The 18238-nt window shown below is 36.3% G+C and carries 15 protein-coding genes; 9 read left to right on the plus strand and 6 right to left on the minus strand.

Going from position 1 to position 18238, the window contains the following annotated elements:
- Positions 1 to 159: 159 nt before the first annotated feature.
- Positions 160 to 1359, plus strand: coding sequence for a hypothetical protein (locus AC0L6O_RS08110; protein WP_473307693.1), 1200 nt, complete (start codon positions 160 to 162; stop codon positions 1357 to 1359).
- 3 nt (positions 1360 to 1362) lie between these two features.
- Here the strand turns inward: AC0L6O_RS08110 and ychF are convergent, their stop codons facing one another.
- Entirely contained in the window at positions 1363 to 2466 is a 1104-nt protein-coding gene (gene ychF / locus AC0L6O_RS08115; RefSeq protein ID WP_473307694.1) for a redox-regulated ATPase YchF, read from the minus strand.
- 144 nt (positions 2467 to 2610) lie between these two features.
- Here ychF and AC0L6O_RS08120 point away from each other — a divergent pair, with 144 nt between their 5' ends.
- Both AC0L6O_RS08120 and AC0L6O_RS08125 read left to right on the plus strand, forming a co-directional pair.
- Positions 2611 to 2823, plus strand: coding sequence for a YgaP family membrane protein (locus AC0L6O_RS08120; protein WP_473307695.1), 213 nt, complete (start codon positions 2611 to 2613; stop codon positions 2821 to 2823).
- A 70-nt stretch (positions 2824 to 2893) separates the two neighbouring features.
- Positions 2894 to 3769, plus strand: a complete 876-nt coding sequence (locus tag AC0L6O_RS08125) for an aldo/keto reductase (protein WP_473307697.1) — start codon at positions 2894 to 2896, stop codon at positions 3767 to 3769.
- Between the two features lie 62 nt (positions 3770 to 3831).
- On the opposite strand, the gene bla is transcribed toward AC0L6O_RS08125, so the two are convergent.
- Together bla and AC0L6O_RS08135 are read right to left on the minus strand one after the other, a co-directional pair.
- The gene (gene bla / locus AC0L6O_RS08130) at positions 3832 to 4548 is read right to left on the minus strand and encodes a subclass B1 metallo-beta-lactamase (protein WP_473307698.1); all 717 of its coding nucleotides are present in this window, start codon (positions 4546 to 4548) and stop codon (positions 3832 to 3834) included.
- An 86-nt stretch (positions 4549 to 4634) separates the two neighbouring features.
- Complete coding sequence (locus tag AC0L6O_RS08135) at positions 4635 to 5810, minus strand: DUF4407 domain-containing protein (RefSeq protein WP_473307699.1); 1176 nt, start codon at positions 5808 to 5810, stop codon at positions 4635 to 4637.
- 241 nt (positions 5811 to 6051) lie between these two features.
- On the opposite strand from AC0L6O_RS08135, the gene AC0L6O_RS08140 reads away from it, so the two are divergent.
- The 6 genes from AC0L6O_RS08140 to AC0L6O_RS08165 all read left to right on the plus strand — a co-directional run bounded on the left by AC0L6O_RS08140 (position 6052) and on the right by AC0L6O_RS08165 (position 12797).
- On the plus strand, positions 6052 to 7290 hold the full coding sequence (locus tag AC0L6O_RS08140) for a DEAD/DEAH box helicase (protein WP_473307700.1): 1239 nt from the start codon (positions 6052 to 6054) through the stop codon (positions 7288 to 7290).
- Positions 7291 to 7658: 368 nt separating this feature from the next.
- Positions 7659 to 8222: a hypothetical protein gene (locus tag AC0L6O_RS08145; protein ID WP_473307702.1), complete on the plus strand. Its 564-nt coding sequence runs from the start codon at positions 7659 to 7661 to the stop codon at positions 8220 to 8222.
- A 54-nt stretch (positions 8223 to 8276) separates the two neighbouring features.
- A complete protein-coding gene (locus AC0L6O_RS08150) occupies positions 8277 to 9065 on the plus strand; it encodes a hypothetical protein (protein ID WP_473307704.1) in 789 nt (262 codons plus the stop codon).
- A 38-nt stretch (positions 9066 to 9103) separates the two neighbouring features.
- A complete protein-coding gene (locus AC0L6O_RS08155) occupies positions 9104 to 11809 on the plus strand; it encodes a COG1361 family protein (protein WP_473307706.1) in 2706 nt (901 codons plus the stop codon).
- The gene (locus AC0L6O_RS08160; RefSeq protein WP_473307708.1) at positions 11806 to 12324 is read left to right on the plus strand and encodes a hypothetical protein; all 519 of its coding nucleotides are present in this window, start codon (positions 11806 to 11808) and stop codon (positions 12322 to 12324) included. Before AC0L6O_RS08155 ends, AC0L6O_RS08160 begins: the two co-directional genes overlap by 4 nt.
- Positions 12324 to 12797 (plus strand): hypothetical protein, encoded by a 474-nt coding sequence (locus AC0L6O_RS08165; RefSeq protein WP_473307710.1) that lies wholly within the window; start codon positions 12324 to 12326, stop codon positions 12795 to 12797. Before AC0L6O_RS08160 ends, AC0L6O_RS08165 begins: the two co-directional genes overlap by 1 nt.
- Positions 12798 to 12882: 85 nt before the next feature.
- Here the strand turns inward: AC0L6O_RS08165 and AC0L6O_RS08170 are convergent, their stop codons facing one another.
- The 3 genes from AC0L6O_RS08170 to AC0L6O_RS08180 all read right to left on the minus strand — a co-directional run bounded on the left by AC0L6O_RS08170 (position 12883) and on the right by AC0L6O_RS08180 (position 17760).
- A complete protein-coding gene (locus AC0L6O_RS08170; RefSeq protein ID WP_473307712.1) occupies positions 12883 to 13833 on the minus strand; it encodes an alkaline phosphatase family protein in 951 nt (316 codons plus the stop codon).
- 171 nt (positions 13834 to 14004) lie between these two features.
- On the minus strand, positions 14005 to 16269 hold the full coding sequence (locus tag AC0L6O_RS08175; protein WP_473307714.1) for an aconitate hydratase: 2265 nt from the start codon (positions 16267 to 16269) through the stop codon (positions 14005 to 14007).
- Between the two features lie 270 nt (positions 16270 to 16539).
- Positions 16540 to 17760 (minus strand): WG repeat-containing protein, encoded by a 1221-nt coding sequence (locus AC0L6O_RS08180; protein WP_473307716.1) that lies wholly within the window; start codon positions 17758 to 17760, stop codon positions 16540 to 16542.
- Positions 17761 to 18238: the final 478 nt, after the last annotated feature.

The raw sequence follows: 18238 nt of genomic DNA on the forward strand, positions 1-18238 counted from the left end.
TTAAGTTTTCACATAAAAGGTTAAAGCAATTTACTTTTTTTTGAGAAGAGATACCAAGAAATTGTGTGATTGGTAAGTAATTCTTTATAGTTGGTATAAATATTAATTCAGTTGGTTAGGTAAATAATATTTTGAACTAGTTTGAGGTTTTTGATAAGTATGATAAAAACTATTTTGTTTTGGTTGATGCCTTGTTTCTTATGGGCTCAGGGAGTGGCGACGGTGGTAGGAGTGGTGGAGGATAAAACGACCTTAGAGCGATTACCTTCGGTGGTGATTGATATGCAATATGGTGGTTATGCATCTACTTCAAATGCTGAAGGAAAATTTGTTTTTAAATTCCCAAACTTGGTGTTAGACTCCTCTTTTGTTTCTTTTTCTGCTATTGGTTATAAGACAAGAATTTTGCCTGCCAGAGAGTTACTGAAACTTAGTGAGTATAAAGTGTATTTAGAGAAAGCCGACTTGATTAAGAGTACCCTAGGTATAGCTGAAGCAAAAGTTTTGGTGCAAGCAGCAGTTGATTCTATCAAAAAGAATAACATACATACTAACTTTTTTCAAAATGGATTTTATCAAGAAGTAGCCACTATTCAAGGTATTGGTGTGGTTAAAGTAAAAGAAGCCGTGCTTAGGGTAGAAAGATTTCCTGAAGAAGAGGTGTTTAATGACAAAATAAGAGTGGTTAAATCTCGATATATAGATTGGAAAGGGCAGAGCTCTAAAATAGAGGCGTGGCAGTTTGTGAACGGAATGCCTATAGCCAGCCGAAGCTTAGAGACCGAACTCCCAGAATTTTTAACCAAAGGAAGCCTGGGAAGCTATAAGTTTAGGGTAGACTCTATGCAAACGTCTTTTAATGGCATTGAAATACTATCGGTTAGTTTTGAACCCAGGTCTTCTAGGTTAAGGGGCGGTCGAACAGGAAAAATATGGATAGAGCCGTATAGCAAGGCTATTATTAGGTTAGAATATGAATTAACGCCTAAAGGGCTTTTTGATGTGATAGGAGGGGGGAATGGTACTGTTAAGCTAAAAGGAGAAAGCCTAAAGTACGTGAGTCAATACAGGAGGGCAGGTAAAAAATGGGTTTTACATGAAAATAGTATCACAGTAGACCTTGAATACAAAGAGAAACTGGATAAACGATTTGATGTAAATACCCGATGGGAACTGAAATTTTTGGCAACTGAGACAAGACAACTAGCAGCTCGAATGATTCAAGACGCAGAAGTGCCCATCACTACCGAAAATTTCAGAACCACGGTTGGTTTAGGTACCGATTATTGGGATAGTTATAATTTCATTATGCCAACATTTGAAATGTTTAAGCTTCCTGATAATTATAGAAAACGTTAAAACTTAAACGTTAAAACGGAAGTGCATGATGTCACCATCTTTCACTATGTATTCTTTTCCTTCTATTCTTAAGCGTCCTACTTCTTTACAGGCTTGCTCAGAACCATGCTTTGTGAAATCATCATAGCTCATTACTTCAGCTTTAATGAATCCTCGCTCAAAATCTGTATGAATAACTCCAGCAGCTTGAGGAGCAGTCCATCCTTCCTGTATAGTCCAAGCTCTTACTTCTTGCACACCTGCGGTGAAATAAGTTTTTAAGTTTAATAGTTTATAAGCAGATCTAAGTAATTTATCTAAACCTGCTTCTTTCATGCCATAGTCTTCAAAGAACATTGCCTTATCATCAGGGTCTTCCATTTCTGAAATATCTGCTTCAATGTTATTACAAAGCACTATCATTTGTGCACCTTCCGCATCAGCTACTTTTTGTAAAGCTTCAGAATATTTATTACCAGTATGCATGCTGGCTTCGTCTACATTAGCTACATAAAGCGTAGGTTTTACGGTAAGTAAAAACATATCTGCTATGGCAGGAAGTTCTTCCTTGCTAAGTTCTAGTTCTCTTACATTTTTTCCTTGCTTAAGCCAAGCTTCGCATTTTTCTACTACGTCAAGCTCAAATTTCATTTTGGCGTCACCACCCACACGGGCCATTTTGCCTATTCTTTTGACCTTTTTCTCAATGCTCTCCAAATCTTTCAATTGAAGTTCATAGTCAATAATTTCTTTATCGGAAATTGGGTTGATGTCTCCTTCGTCTCTAAGAACGTTGTCGTCTTCAAAACATCTAATTACATGAATGATAGCATCCACTTCTCTAATATTTCCAAGAAACTTGTTTCCTAAGCCTTCACCTTGACTAGCACCTTTTACTAATCCAGCAATATCCACTACCTCTATTTGTGTAGGAATTACTTTGTTTGGGTTTACCAGTTCTTCTAGTTTAACCAGTCTTTCGTCTGGAACGTCTACTAGAGCCTCATTAGGCTCAATAGTACAGAAACGGTAATTGCTCGCTTGAGCTTTTGCACTGGTGGAAACTGCATTGAAAAGTGTTGATTTTCCAACATTCGGTAAGCCAACAATTCCTACTTTTAAAGCCATCTTTTCTTTGATAAATATTAGGCTGCAAAAATAGCAGAAAAGGTCGAGCCTATCAAAATCATTTGACTTTGTGATTTTTATCACTTTTTAAGACTTTATGCCGAGGTACATTTGATTAATTAATAACCAATTAAGATTACAGATATGACAAAGAACATGGGAAGTACAGACAAGATGCTCAGAATTGCGGTAGCACTAGTAATAGCCCTACTTTACTGGCAAAATATCATTACAGGCACTTTGGCTTTAGTATTAATTGCGGTTTCTGTAGTTTTTTTATTGACCAGTACTGCTAGCTTTTGTCCATTATACAAGGTCTTGAGAATAAGCACTTGTAAGGTTAAAGCAAAAAAATAAATTTGTGCTGTGCTCATTTACATAGTGGAGTCTTAAATTATCCTATTTTTGTACTACTAAACAGAAAGAGATGGAAAAAGTATATTTAAGCGATAGTGGTCCTAAAGTATCCAAAGCTATTTACAGTTTTTGGAGGTGGGAAAATGAGAAGATGGCAGACCCTAAAAGGGCTGAAGAGATTATAAATTTATGCTTAGACTTAGGTATCAACACTTTTGACTTTGGTGATACTTCGGAGAAGCTAGAGACAGAGAAGATTGTTAACTCTGTTTTAAGTGGAAAAGGATTAGAGCGTAAGGATATTGTGATTTTTGCAAAATGTGGTATCAGAGAATTGAGTTCTGGCAAACCATATTTTGATAATTCAAAAAGCTATTTGCTAGACTCGGTAGATAAGTTTTTGAACGATTTACAAACAGAATATCTAGATATCTTTCTGTTGAATGGTTTTGACTATACAGCAAATCCGGAAGAAACGGCTTTGGTCTTGCAGCAAATAATTCATACTAAAAAGGCGAAACATATAGGTATTGCCAATTTTACGGGCGACCAGCATAGACTATTAGCAAAGCACTTGAGTGTACCTATAGTAACTAGCCATATAGAATTAAACCTGTTAGATACCAGCCCAATAAGAGACGGAAGAATAGATTTTATCAAAGAGCAGTATGCTAAACCTTTGGTTTGGTCTCCGCTGGCAGGTGGTGAAATTTTAGAAGGCGGCTCTGAGCAGGCTATTAAATTAAGAAAGAGCTTGAAGGAAGTGGCCAAAAGGCATGATGCTAATTTGGAGCAAATAGCTGTGGCTTGGCTTATAAGTTTAGGTGTGTTGCCAATTATTGGCTCTCTTAATCTTGAAAGAATTAAGAATGTAGCTACCGCTACGGATATTGAATTATCAAAAGAAGATTGGTATGATATCTATTATGCTTCATTAACTAAATGATAAAACAAACTTAGTTTGATTTGAAAGGTCTCTATTTTATAATGGAGACCTTTCTTTTTGGCTTATTTATCAAAAAGCTCAATGGTATAATCTAAAAGGCTAACGTCACCAGACTTACCATGTCCGGGTACTATGTATTCTGCTTCAGGTAGTTTACTCTTAATTTTCCTGACAGTATTTGACCATTCGTTTACATCAGCATCGCCCGTATAGCCTTCAGAAGCTCCCACTTCTTTTATTAGGCATCCGCCAAATAGTACTTTTTCAGAGGGGATATAGGCTACAATATTGTCTTTGGTATGCCCAGCACCGTAATATTTAAGAAGAAGCGTTTTGTCCATGAAATACTTTTTGGTTTTGAATGTATGCTCGGCTTGTGGCATTTCTTCCCCCACCGCTAGTTCTTTAGTCAATTCTGTAGAGTAGGAGGGAATGTTACGCTCCATAAACACTTCTAATCCGCCAAGGCAGTCTGCATGAAAGTGTGTGCCTACCACACCCACCACTTTTAAATGCTTTTCATTTTCTAGCCAATCTATCAATTCTTGGGAAGAAACGTTTTCAGTAGGCGAGTCAATGATAAAAGCCTCTCCTTTATGTACATAAACCAAACCATTACATCTTACTTTGCTTCCTTTATATGGAAAGAAAGAAGTATGAACGTAGGTGTTCTCTGTGAGCTTTTCAATTTCCAAGTTCTCTGATTTATAAGAATCTGAGATGGGAGTATAGCTAGTGAACACTAAAGAGGCAAAGAACAAGAGAAACAATCTGTACATAGAAAATGGTTTTTCTTTCAATTTAAGGAATAGTAAATTTATTTCTTGACATTCAAAAAAGGAATGAAAGATATACTGTCAATTATCTAAAAATTTCTTTCCAAAGTTAATTTATCCTTAAAGGAGTTCCAGTACTGTTTTGCGGTGCCTTCGCCGTCAGTTTTCCATGATTGAAGGTGTTCAGCCAGTTTTGAATCATTTACTTCTTTAGCATTTTCAAAGTACTGCTTTTGCAAAGCCACTTCACTTTCTAATCGGAGAGTTTTGAGCTCATCCATTTTGGTCAATAGAATTTCCTTTTCGTTTTCTATGGTCTTAACTTCTTCCATTTCTATCAAACTCACCTTTCCTTTATAGCTTTCCATTTTAAAAAGCATTTTAGCGATGAGGGCAGATAGCTCTATTAAAATAAGAATAAGTGAGAGCAGGTAGAAACGAAACTTCAAAGTACCAGAGGCGTCATTGTCAATAATTGCTTTTAATGCTTCCGCCTGAATCAATGTTCCAAAAACATTATTCTCACTTTGATAAAGGCCTATTTCACTGGATATTTTATTATTGAAGTCGTCTATTTGCGTTTGAATAGCTTCTATTTTAGGGATATTAGCTTGCCTTATGCTGTTAAAATCTTGCTCGTAGCGTCTTAATATTTTCTCTTTTTGCTTTGCTACGGTGCTATATCCGTATTTCCCTGTGCCACCAGAGCCATCCATTTCTATTTTGAAATCACTTTCGGCAGCAGATAGGAGGTTTTGGGTATCGTCTATTTGAGTTTGAAGTGTAGTCTTTTGGCTTTCTAGGTTTTCTAGCTCTGTTTTATATAGTGCGGCTAGCTCTACTTTTCTTTCGGCTACTTTTTTATCTGCCAGTATTTCCACCTCACGGCTTATCTCAGGTTGATAAAACTTTAAAATCATTGGTTGAGATAAAAACACACCTAATAAAATGGCTAACAGAAATCGGAAGCCTAAGGAGAAGTAGTTTGTTTTACCAGAAGATAAAGAAGAAATAAGGGCTCTATCAAAAGCAATGATAAAGAAACCCATGAAGAGTCCTGCCAAAACAGGGATGTAAATGCTTTCGCTAAAGGTTTGGAAAAAAAAGGTCCAAGCAAGAGCGGCATATAAGCCAACTATGATAAGGAGTACGCTAATTATTTTTGCGTGAAATTTGTCAATACCACAAGAGGATATGATACTAGACTTAAAGCCGGATAGCGTCCATAGGAATCTGTCCAGCTTGGTGCTGTTGTTTTCGTTCATTTATATTATAAGTTATAGCTAGTTAAATATATTGCTTGAAGCTTAAACGTTTATAAAGTTTATTTTGTGTGGTAAATAATGATTTTAAATGGTTCTTTTTTTAGCTTAGAACGGTGCTAAATGGTGCTTTAACTATCTGTTTTACTTTTAAAATTAACCAAGTGAGAATTTAGACGTACCTTTGCGGCTTAATCCGAAACAACTTTTAAAATTTGAATTGTTGTTTCATAAACAATTCTTAATGTCATTTGAAAAATTAGGCTTGTCTGATTCATTATTACAGGCCATTGATAAAAAAGGTTATACACAACCTTCTCCAATTCAAGAAAAAGCAATTCCAGAAGTTTTAAATAGAAGAGACGTTTTAGCTTCGGCTCAAACAGGAACAGGAAAAACAGCAGGGTTTACTTTACCCATTTTACAGCTGCTTTCGCAAGGGGAGCAACCAAGAAAAAGAACAATTAGAAGTTTAATTCTAACACCTACAAGAGAACTAGCAGCTCAGATTTACGATAACGTAAGAGAGTATAGCGAGTTTTTAGATATCAGGTCTACGGTAATTTTTGGTGGGGTAAACCAAAATCCACAAGTAAGAACTTTGAGACAAGGCGTTGATATTTTAATAGCCACGCCAGGAAGGCTGCTTGATTTACATAATCAAAAAGCACTCTCTTTAAGTAATGTGGAGATACTGGTTTTAGACGAGGCCGATAGAATGCTCGACATGGGATTCTTGAGAGACATAAAAAAGATTATGGCTCTGTTGCCTTCTAAAAGACAGAACTTATTATTCTCCGCTACTTTTTCTAAAGAGATAAAGAAAATGTCGGGTGAGTTTTTAAGAAACCCTGTTTTGGTAGAGGCTACACCAGAAAACACCACTGCAGAGAAAGTAGAACATAAAATATACTTGGCAGATAAAGGAGATAAAACTGCTTTAACTATCAAATTGATTTCTGAAGGAAACTGGACACAGGTCTTAGTTTTTACTAGAACCAAACATGGAGCCAATAGACTAAGTGAAAAACTTAGTAAAAAAGGTATTTCTTCTGCTGCCATTCATGGTAATAAAACTCAAAATGCTAGAACTAGAGCCTTAGCAGGTTTTAAAAATGGAGAGATAAGAGTTTTGGTAGCTACAGATATAGCTGCACGTGGTTTGGATATTCCATTACTACCTTATGTAATCAATTTTGAGCTACCTAATATAGCAGAAGATTACGTACATAGAATTGGACGTACTGGGCGTGCAGGAGCTAGCGGAAACGCTATATCATTAGTATGTATAGATGAGTACGAATATCTACGCGGAATTGAGAAATTATTAAATCAGAAATTGCCAAGTGAAATTATACCAGGTTATGAACCTGTAGATAAGCCGGAGCCAAAAGCTGATAAGAAACAGAATAATAGAAGACCGAATAACAGAGGTAGTAGAGACGGAAATGCTTCTGGTGGAAGAAAGAATTTTAGAAGATAAACGATAAAATGTTCTTCATTTTTAAGAAATACCCTCGCAAGAGGGTATTTTTTTTGATTAAAATGTTTTTTTTATCGATAAAATAAAAAAATGTGGAGATGAATTATTTTTGTGTTAACATTTTATGTAACCGCTTAATAATAAGCGGTTAAGATGTAGCTCCAATAAGGGTATTCTGATTATTGTAGGAGTGTGTATTTTGTTTTAAATAGTTGATTAGTAGCTTTTTGTGGTTATTGTGTCTTTTGCCTTTTATTTTTTCAGTTGGCATGGTGTTTGGTACGTACTGAGCAAATGCTCGTTGGTACTTAGAAAACTGAAATTGCCATATTCCCGAGCCAAAGGAAAATTAAACAAAAAACAAAAAGATGAAAAGAAATTTAACATTCATGACTTTCGCAGTTGGTGCTCTAATGTCAGTAACTAGTATGGCTCAAGATACCCAAACTGACAATCACGTAATTACTGTAAAAGTACCAAATGTTGCACTTCTAGATTTAGAGTCGACAGCATCAAAGAATTTTAATGCAGAATTTACACAAGCCACACCATTAGAAGCTGGTGAGAAAATCACTAAAGCTCAAGACAATTCAGATACTTGGTTGAATTACTCTTCTATTCTCGTTGACGGAGGGGCTAGTTCAAGACACGTTGATGTGAAAATTGACGAATTAGTGCCTGGTATAACTATTAAAGTTAAAGCTGGAAACGCAAGTACTGGTGAAGGTACCTTGGGTTCTACAGCAGGAAGGGTTACACTTAGCACGGTTGATCAGGTAGCTGTTGCTGGAATTGGAAGTGCATATACAGAGACTGGTGCTAGTAAAGGTCACCGGTTAACCTATAGTTTTAATGCTCCAAATAGTTCTTATGCTGATTTAAGAGCAAAGGATTATGCAGTAACCGTTACTTATACTTTAGCAGACGATTAATAAAAGATAACTGACGGTTTCGGCCGTCAGTTTCTTATTCTTACCGATTTCCTAATGAAAAAAATTGTACTTATAACTTTGCTGGTTATTTCCAGTAACTCATTGTGGGCTGCCGTAGTGATTTTAAACGGTCTTACACATGTTCATACTACCTCTTCAGGCCAACAAGTTACTGGAGAAATTATTCTTCGTAATGAGTCTGCTGTAGCTAAAAGAGTCATTTTCTATAAGAAAGATTTGACTGCCTACTGCGGCGAAAGCATAAGATACATTGATAATGCAGAAACAGGAAGGTCACTCACTGAATGGTTAAGCACAACCATAGATGAAAAAACATTAGAGCCAAGCGAAGAATATACACTTTTTTACAGCATAGAACTGCCTGAAGGGCTAGAAAAGGGTTCTTATTGGTCGGTTTTGATGATTGAAGCAGCAGATCCTGTCAATGAGATTCAGCCCAGTGGAGTAAGTGTTAATTCAATCATGCGATACGCTGTCCAGATAATTGCAGATAATGGTTCCATGGAAAAATCTGAACTCTTTGTTAGCGATTTAGCCATGGAAGATTCGGAGGACTCAACCAGTACCACAAAGAAGATGAACGTTATGGTAAAAAATAACAGCGAGTTTTCTGAAAAAGTTAGGTTGTATCTTGAGGTATACAATGAAAACGGAGAGAAAGTAGAAACCTTTGTATGTTTGAACAGAAGAATATATCCGAAAATGTGTTCTTCCTACATTCTTGAATTAAAGGATTTACCTAAAGGAACCTATGAAACGGTCTTAGTAATGGATAATAGCAAAGACCTTTTTGCCTCAAATATCACTCTTGATATTAATTGAAACATCCTTGCAACACGAAAATTTCGTTAAAGTAAACTTTGAAAAACGCGGTTTACATACTTCTCTTTACTCTATTGAGTTTTTGTTCCTTCGGTCAAAATCTTGAAAAAATACGCGTTGTCAACAAATTAGAAGAAATAAAACCCGGCAACTATTTCTCCCTTTTTTTAGAAGTTAATAAGAATTTTCATAATTCATTTCCTGAAAATGTTGGTGGCTTAAAGCTGCCAGAGGGATGGAGTATTCTCTCAGAGAAGAAATTTATCAGAGAAACTGGAGTGAGGTATATGTATACCATCTCTACTGCCAAAAACACACCATCCCAGAAGTATAATTTAGAATTTGGTCTTTTCGTAAGAGACCAAATAATTGGGTTTAAGAGCATTGATGTAGAGGTTTCCGAAAATTATAATATCGAAGTTGTCAACCTCAAGAAGACAAATCATGTTTTAGAAGGAGATACCCTAATAACTCCTTTTTTGATTCAAAACTTAGGAAATACGGCTGAAAGACTTAAACTAACAACCACCCTAGGAACAATAGATTTTGACGATATTATAGTAGAGGCTAACGGTAGTCAAACGGTAAAAGTTACCCAGATAATACCCTTTACTAATCAATCAAGTTGGCAAATTTCGTCAGACATAACTGTCTTTTCTGATAGTAAAAAACCTGTTTATAATGTAGTTTCAATACCAGTTTACAGCGACAGGGAGAATAAAATAGACAACCATTTAAGGTTGCCTATAACTGTTGGTGTTAATCATTTAAACTATTCTTTTGGAAATGAGAAGGCTACGGCATTTCGTTTTGATGTAGCTGGAAGAGGTTTTTTAGACTGGGATAATAAACACTTTATAGATTTTGTAGCCAACGGCCCAAATAACATCTCTGTTCCAAATCTCGGCAGTTATGATGAGTATACGCTGAGTTATACATATAAAGGCAATAGCAATGTGATACTAGGAGATTTTTCCAACAGGGTTTCTAACCTCTTAGAATTTGGAAGGGCTGGTAGAGGAATAAAACTAGAACATCAAACGGGAAATAGTAACATTTCACTATTCTTTCAAAAAGCGAGATTTGCTTTAAATCAGGACTATGCATTTGGGGCTAGCTATGAGACACTTGTTGGAAATAGAACCAAAATTAAACTAAATCAGATAACAAAAAAGCTATCGGATAAGAACGGCGATTTTATATCAAACTTAGTTAGCACCTCTGGCTATTTTAAATGGAAAAAGTTAGATCTCGATGCCGAAGTGAGTATTGGTTTGGCAAAAGGTAAATTAGATATGGCTATTTACAGCCAAGCTTATTATAGAGTAGGAAAACTAAGAATTCAGAATAGGACTATTAGGGCAGGTAAAAACTATCATGGTTTTTATAACAACAGTAATTTCTTTTTCAATTCGGTAAACTATCAGGTTACTTCTAAGATATTTTTGGGACTTAATAGCAGTTTTTCGAGCTTAAATAGGAGCTTTGATATCACTTCCTTTTCTGTTTCACCCTTAAGTAAAGTTCATTCGGCTCTTCTTACATATAAGTTAAATTCGAAACATTTAGGGGTGCTAACCTTTACCAACCAAGAGCGTGAAGATAGATTAGAACCTGCTTCATTCCATTATAAAGAGAATTTCACCAACTTTTCATATACGTACAATTCGCCAAGACTTGAAATCAGTGCTCAAGGTCGTTTTGGAAAGTCAGCAAACCTTTTGGTCTCTGATACGCAAGAAAAGATGAAATCTTATGCATCCACTCTTCAACCTAATATAACAGTGACGCCGTGGTTTGTAATTGGTGGATATTTGGAGTATCAGCATACTAGTAAGTTTTCAGCAGATAATACAAATCAAAACCTTTTTTATTACGGCGGCAATGTTGACCTGAATTACAAAGACTTTATCCGTCTGAATTTTATGTATAGAAATAACTATGCTCCTGATGAGTTCTATGAAAAAAGAAACTTTACCAATGCCTCCCTAACCTTTAATTTCAAAGAGCACTCACTTTCACTAGTTGGAGCTAGATCTATTTCTCCAGGCTTATCTGTAGATATTCAGAATACCTCTTTTTTTAGTATAAAATACACTGTTAAGCTAAATCCTAGGCTAGCAAAAAATAAGAATATTGGACACTTAGGAGGTAAGTTAGTTGGAAAAAGTGAGGGTATTCCACAAAAGGGCATCATGGTAAAGTTGGGGGCTTATCAAACCTTAACGGATTCTTTGGGTAACTTCCATTTTAATAATATTTTTCCAGATAAATACATTTTTACCATTCCCCCAACTTTTGAATTGGCAGGAATTAAATCTGAAAAGAAAACCCCATTAGAGGTAGATATTGTAGCTGATAGTACTGTTTTCTTAGAGATACCATTAGTAAAAACAGGTGCAGTTACTGGCGAACTAGACTTTAGGATTACGGATAAATATCAATATACCAAAGAAGATCAGTCTAAACCAGTAGTGTTAGCCAAACTGACCAATGGAGAAGAAACTTACGTAACATCCGTCAACAAGAACGATAAATATTCTTTTAAAGAAATAAAGCCAGGCGATTGGAAATTAACGGTGTATATACCAGGAAATCAAAAGGATTATGAGATATTAAACAACGTATCCAGTGTTAAAATTGAATCTAGTAAGGTAGAAATGGTTAATTTCACCTTAGTAACAATAGACCGAAGGATTCAAAATACGGGTCAACAGTTTCACCTATCATCTTCCAATAAATGAGGTACCTAATAACATTTTTCATTATTTCAAGTACCGTTTACGGTCAATCGAGTGTTTTGGTAAATCTCAATTTGTCAAGTGTTTCGAAAATGGATGTTGAACCTGATAATAGTGGTTTCAACTTAGATTTATCTGCTCCTAATGAAGCAGGAGATGGTATTAAGAATCAAGTAACGAATTCTACTAAATGGATAAACTTCACCTCGGCTGTAGATCTTAATACATCAAGGAAAATATCAGCACAATTGTCAGGAGGAACTTTAAGTGGACTTGATTTGAAACTCGATATTTCTCATTACTCAGGGAGCGGAGCAGGTACATTAGGTTATTCTACTTCATCAATAATATTAGGAGATACACCACAAACGATTATTAATGGTATTGGTGGAGCATATACGGGAGATGGTGTATATAATGGTTATAACCTAATTTATTCTTTGAAAGTGGTGGACTTTAGTAAGTTAAGAAATGCATCAAAGACGTTTTCAATAGTCTTTACAATGACTGACAATTAATGAGGGTATTTGTTTTTTTAGTGTTAATAGTTAGCTCCTTTGTTTCCCATGCACAGCGGGTTCAAGTGAAGTCGGGCTGGAATACCTCCGTTTCGTCTAGTGAAATTATTGAAGCAGGTTTAGATTACTCTGGAACTATTACAAGTTCTGCAGACCAAACAACTATTAACTTTAATGGAGGTAAAATGCCAGAGTCTTATTATATCACTGTACAAAAAAATGACAATGGCTTAGATGGTTTAAGTCTTTGGGTAAGGAGAACAGGCGAGGGTAATGGTAGCCCCTTTGCCACAGTAAGTGGTGGAACTACCTTTATGCAGGTAACCGATTCAGGAGAAATCCTTTACTCAGGAATAAATAATAAAGGAGGGACACGCAGGCATGTTCCTATTCAGTACCAAATCAGAGGAGTGTCTGTATTATTACCAGTAAAAGCATATTCAATCAATGTGATATATACAATATCAGAATAGTGAGGTTCTAGAAATTTGTTATAAAGTCGAAGATTTTTTGGGCTTCTCTGTGAACGAGTACTTTGAGAATATTGCTCAAGAAACTTTATTCCAAAAACGAAATCCCGTCCAACTGCTCTTCTACACTTTTTTCAAGTTTTATTTCCAAGAACTGAGCTACAGTAGGGAAGATGTCTACAATAGCAAGACCATTTTGAAACCTTTCGTTTACGTTTGACTTGTTTGTGGCTACCCAGGTGGTTCTTTCTCTGTCAGACTGACCTCCGTGTCCTTTTCCGTTTTCCGGGCTTCTACCGTGGTCTGTAGTGACAATTAGAAGCCATTCTTCTTTATGCTTTTTCTCTCGTTCTTTAATGGCTGCATATAATTGACCAATTTGTTGGTCGGCGAGTTTTACGGCAGCAGTCATTTCAGGGCTGTCGCCAAATTTATGCCCCATATCGTCAGTGTATTCTAAATATACCCAAGAAAGGTCAGGAGAATCTTTTTTGATACTTTTAGCAGCCTCCGCTACTACCAGGTTGTCAATATTTTTGATATATTCTCTTTGTTTGTCGTGTGGGAAAGTAGTGGTGTCAAGTTCATAACCATCAAAAACATAGTCTAAATGAAGTTTATTGGTTTCTAGTAAACCTTCGCCCAGTAGTTTCGTTCTATTGTCTTCCCAGGTAGAATATATTCCTAGTTTTATTTCAGGGTTTGCGTCTTTAGCTGCTTTAAAGATAGAAGGGTAGGAGTAGTTTGGTTTTTTGATGCTGTTGCCCCACACATTATGTTTATTGGCCCATGTGCCAGTAAGCATGCTGTTATAACCTACGGCCGAAATGGTAGGCGACTCCGAAGTTCCCCCTTTCTCTCCGCCCACGTAAGCTCTAGCGTAGGCACCTTTTTTTGAAACTTTATCAATATTTGGCGTAGCAGTCTTTTCTAAAACATCTGCCGGAATACCGTCTAGAAGAACCAAGAGGCATTTTTGCTTTTGACCGAATACAGGAGAAATATAAAAGAATAGTAAAGAGAGTAGTACTTTTTTCATATCTGGTGATTTGTAGAAGCAAAAATGAATATAAGTTTTAATTTTCTCCAGACTTATCTATTATCTAAAGATTATTTCCTTTTCATAATAATAATTGAAAGTTAACATATAGGACAAAAAAAATGACTCACATTTCTGCGAGTCATTTTAAAACGAAGTGTTGAATACTTCTTATTTGTTTTTAAGCTTGATAAGGTTAAGAGCAGAACCTGCTTTAAACCATTCTATTTGAGCCTCATTATATGTATGATTACCCAAGATAGTGTCTTTGCTTCCGTCACTATGAACTACCTCAATTGTAATTTGCTTTTGTGGAGCAAAATCAGCTAAATCTACGAAGTTGAAAGTATCATCTTCTTGGATTTTGTCATAATCAGCAGGGTTAGCAAAAGTCAATGCTAAGACACCTTGCTTCTTAAGGTTAGTCTCGTGAATACGAGCAAAAGATTTCACCATCACCACACTAACACCTAAGTGTCTTGGCTGCATGGCTGCATGCTCTCTTGAAGAACCTTCACCGTAGTTTTGGTCTCCAATAATCACTGTAGGTATACCAGCGGCTTTGTAAGCTCTCTGTGTATCAGGCACAGCACCATATTCGCCAGTGATTTGACTTTTAACAGAGTTTGTCTCCATGTTGAAAGCATTTACACCACCAATAAGCGTATTGTTTGCAATGTTATCTAAGTGACCTCTAAAACGTAACCATGGGCCTGCCATAGAAATATGGTCAGTAGTACATTTTCCGTATGCTTTAATAAGAAGTTTGGCTCCAGAAATGTTTTTGCCATCCCATGGGCTAAATGATTCTAGTAATTGTAAACGCTCAGAATCTTCTTTCACATTGATAGTGATTCCGCTTCCGTCTGCATCTGGCTCTAAATAACCTGCATCTTCTACATCAAAACCTTTTGGAGGAAGTTCAAGGCCTGTCGGCTCTTCAAATTTAACTTGCTCTCCTTTATCGTTAGTAAGTGTATCTGTGATAGGGTTGAAGTCTAAACGACCCGCAATAGCTACTGCAGCTACTAATTCTGGAGAACCAACAAACGCGTGCGTGTTAGGGTTTCCGTCAGCTCTTTTTGCAAAGTTTCTGTTAAACGAGTGAACAATAGTGTTCTTCTTTTTATCTTCAGCACCTGCTCTAGCCCACTGGCCAATACATGGTCCACATGCGTTAGTAAAGATAGTAGCATTTAAATCTTCAAATACTTGAAGAAGACCATCTCTTTCTGCGGTAAATCTTACTTGCTCAGAACCTGGGTTGATACCAAATTCGGCTTTAGTTTTAAGTCCTTTATCAATAGCTTGTTTTGCTACAGAAGCTGCTCTTGATAAATCTTCGTAAGAAGAGTTAGTACAAGAACCAATTAAACCCCACTCCACATCTAAAGGCCAGTCGTTTTTAGTAGCCTTTTCAGTCATTTCACCTACTGGCGTAGCTAAATCTGGCGTAAATGGACCGTTAAGGTGTGGTAATAAGGTATTAAGATCAATTTCAATCACTTGGTCGAAGTATTGCTCTGGGTTAGCATAAACCTCAGGGTCACCATTAAGGTGCTCTCTAACTTCGTTGGCAGCATCAGCTACGTCGTCTCTTCCTGTAGCTCTAAGGTAACGCTCCATAGAGTCGTCATAACCAAATGTAGATGTAGTAGCTCCAATTTCAGCTCCCATATTACAGATAGTTCCTTTACCAGTACAAGACATAGAAGCAGCTCCTTCGCCGAAATATTCTACAATAGCATCTGTACCGCCTTTGGCCGTTAAGATACCAGCTACTTTAAGAATAACATCTTTAGGAGAAGACCAACCAGAAAGTTTTCCAGTTAATTTAACACCAATAAGTTTTGGGAATTTAAGCTCCCATGGCATACCTACCATTACATCAACGGCATCAGCTCCACCAACTCCGATAGCAACCATTCCTAGTCCACCGGCGTTAACAGTGTGAGAATCTGTACCAATCATCATTCCACCAGGGAATGCATAGTTTTCTAAAACCACTTGGTGAATAATACCTGCACCTGGCTTCCAGAAACCGATACCATATTTTCTAGAAACAGACTCTAGAAAGTTAAAAACTTCATTACTTGAGTTCAATGCAGCTTGCAAATCCTTATCAGCACCCATTTTGGCTTGAATAAGGTGGTCACAGTGTACCGTAGTAGGAACAGCTACTTGTGGCTTACCAGCTTGCATAAACTGAAGCAAAGCCATTTGAGCAGTAGCATCTTGACATGCAATTCTATCTGGAGCAAAGTCTACATAATCCTTCCCTCTGTTGAAAGCTCTTGGAGTTTCTTCTGAAGAAAGGTGAGAGTACAATATTTTTTCAGATAGGGTTAAAGGTTTCCCTGTGATTTTTCTTGCTGCCTCTACTTTACCAGCCAATTGACTATAAAGAGCCTTTATGATATCAATATTGAATGCCATATAATATGATTTTGAGTGTTCTAAATGTGCGGCGAAATTAACTATTTATAGGTCTAGTTCCTAAGCCTGATGCTATTATAACCAAGTTTTATGCTGAATAATTTCAATTAAGGAGCATCATTCATATCCAGATTTAGAGAATTGAATAGGGGAGGCTTATTATACTTTGCATGTAAACTAAACGTTTAGAACGTTTTCAAATGCCCAAAAAAGCAAAATCCCTCCAGAAGAGGGGTCTGCTCGCTAACTTGCTTACTTAAAAAACTGATTTTATTTTTTTAATGATGCCGTAATCAACTGGCCATCATTGTATAGTAATTCATTTTGATTAACCTTCACTATTATGTTGTCAGCAGAAGACTTGCCGTCCAGAGTGAAAGCTAGTTTTTCTGTTCCAAAATCGTCAAGGAAGAAATAAGTATCACCAAGCTTTACAGAAACCATTCCTTCTGAAAAGTCTCTAGCAGAGTCATAAATCAATGGTATAATTACTTCACCAAATTCGTTAATGAAACCAAATTTACCGTCCATTTGAACTTTAGCCAGTCCTTCGTGGAAATCGCCAACGCTAGTAAATGTTGGAGCTATTAATTCTTCACCTTCGGCAGACATAAAACCCCAAAGGTTGTTTCTACCTACAGCATATAAGCCGTTGTTAGATTGAAAGGCTTTATTTAAACCAGATACTTTAATGTTTCCTTTGTTGTTAATGATGCCAAATTTTCCATCTTTAAAACATAAGGCATGACCGTTTACAAATTCTGAAACATTGTCAAAGCTCTGCTTTGTTAAACTATTTCCTTTTTGATTTATGATAATAGTTTTGCCTTCTGATATGACGGTAGCTATTCCTTCTTTAAATGTAGAGGCTATGTCATATTTGAAATCTAGAATTACCTTATTGTTTTCATTTATGTAGCCCCATTTTCCATCTTTCAATACTGGAGCTAGGCCTTCTGCAAAACCTAGTGCAAAATCATATTCTGGCTTGATAACTAGATTTCCTACTTTGTCTATAAAACCTGCTTTACCATTAACTGATATTACTGCGGTTTTACCTTCAAAACCCATTGCGGTTTCAAAGGTATTTGCAATTACCTCTTCACCACTGCTATTAAGATAACCAAACTTACCATCCATTTTAAACAAGGCTCTTTCGCTGTTAAATGGCTCAAGGTGTTCGTATTTTACTTCAGTAAGCTTTGTTCCGTTTTTCATAACAAAACCAAATTTGTTATTGTTTCTAACAATAGCAAAGCCATTCTTGAAATCGGAAGCGTACTCATAATTACATGGAATTAGAATACGTCCTTCCTTATTCATAAAACCATATAAACCATTGATCTTTATTTTGCACATGCCATCCTTAAAAGAATAGCTAGCATTAAAGCTTGATGCCGGCAAGTAATTGCCTTTGTCTTCTTGTGAAGCCGCAATAGTGGCCACACTAATTAGAAGAAAACATATTACAATTGATACTTTGAATTTCATGAGTTTGAGATTTTTACAGATTCGCTTAGATAGTTGCCAAATACATGCCAAAACGTATAGGCATAAGTGATTAAGCGGTGCGGTTTGGATGAACTTGGCTTTTCTTATGTATGAATGAGAATTTGTTCTGTATACGTATAAATACCTGAAGAAATGAGTAGAAACCATTGCTGGCGTGCCAATTTTCTATTTTTCAATAAAATATTTGCGTATATAGGCTTGATTGAATTGAATAGGTGGACGAAGAACTTTTTTAAGAGTATTAAAACTTTAATGATGAAGGATATTATTGAAATACATTCTGATATGTTCCTGAGAGAAAACTTTTTTATTACTCATTATACCTTGTGGAATCTGAGCGAATTTATTTCAGGCTTTAAAATACGAATAGGGTTGTAAAAGTGGGGTGGTTTAAAAAGCAAAATCCCTCCAGAAGAGGGGTCTGCTCGCTAACTTGCTTACTTAAAAAACTGATATC

The organism is Arcticibacterium sp. GJ41-1, assembly GCF_055808875.1.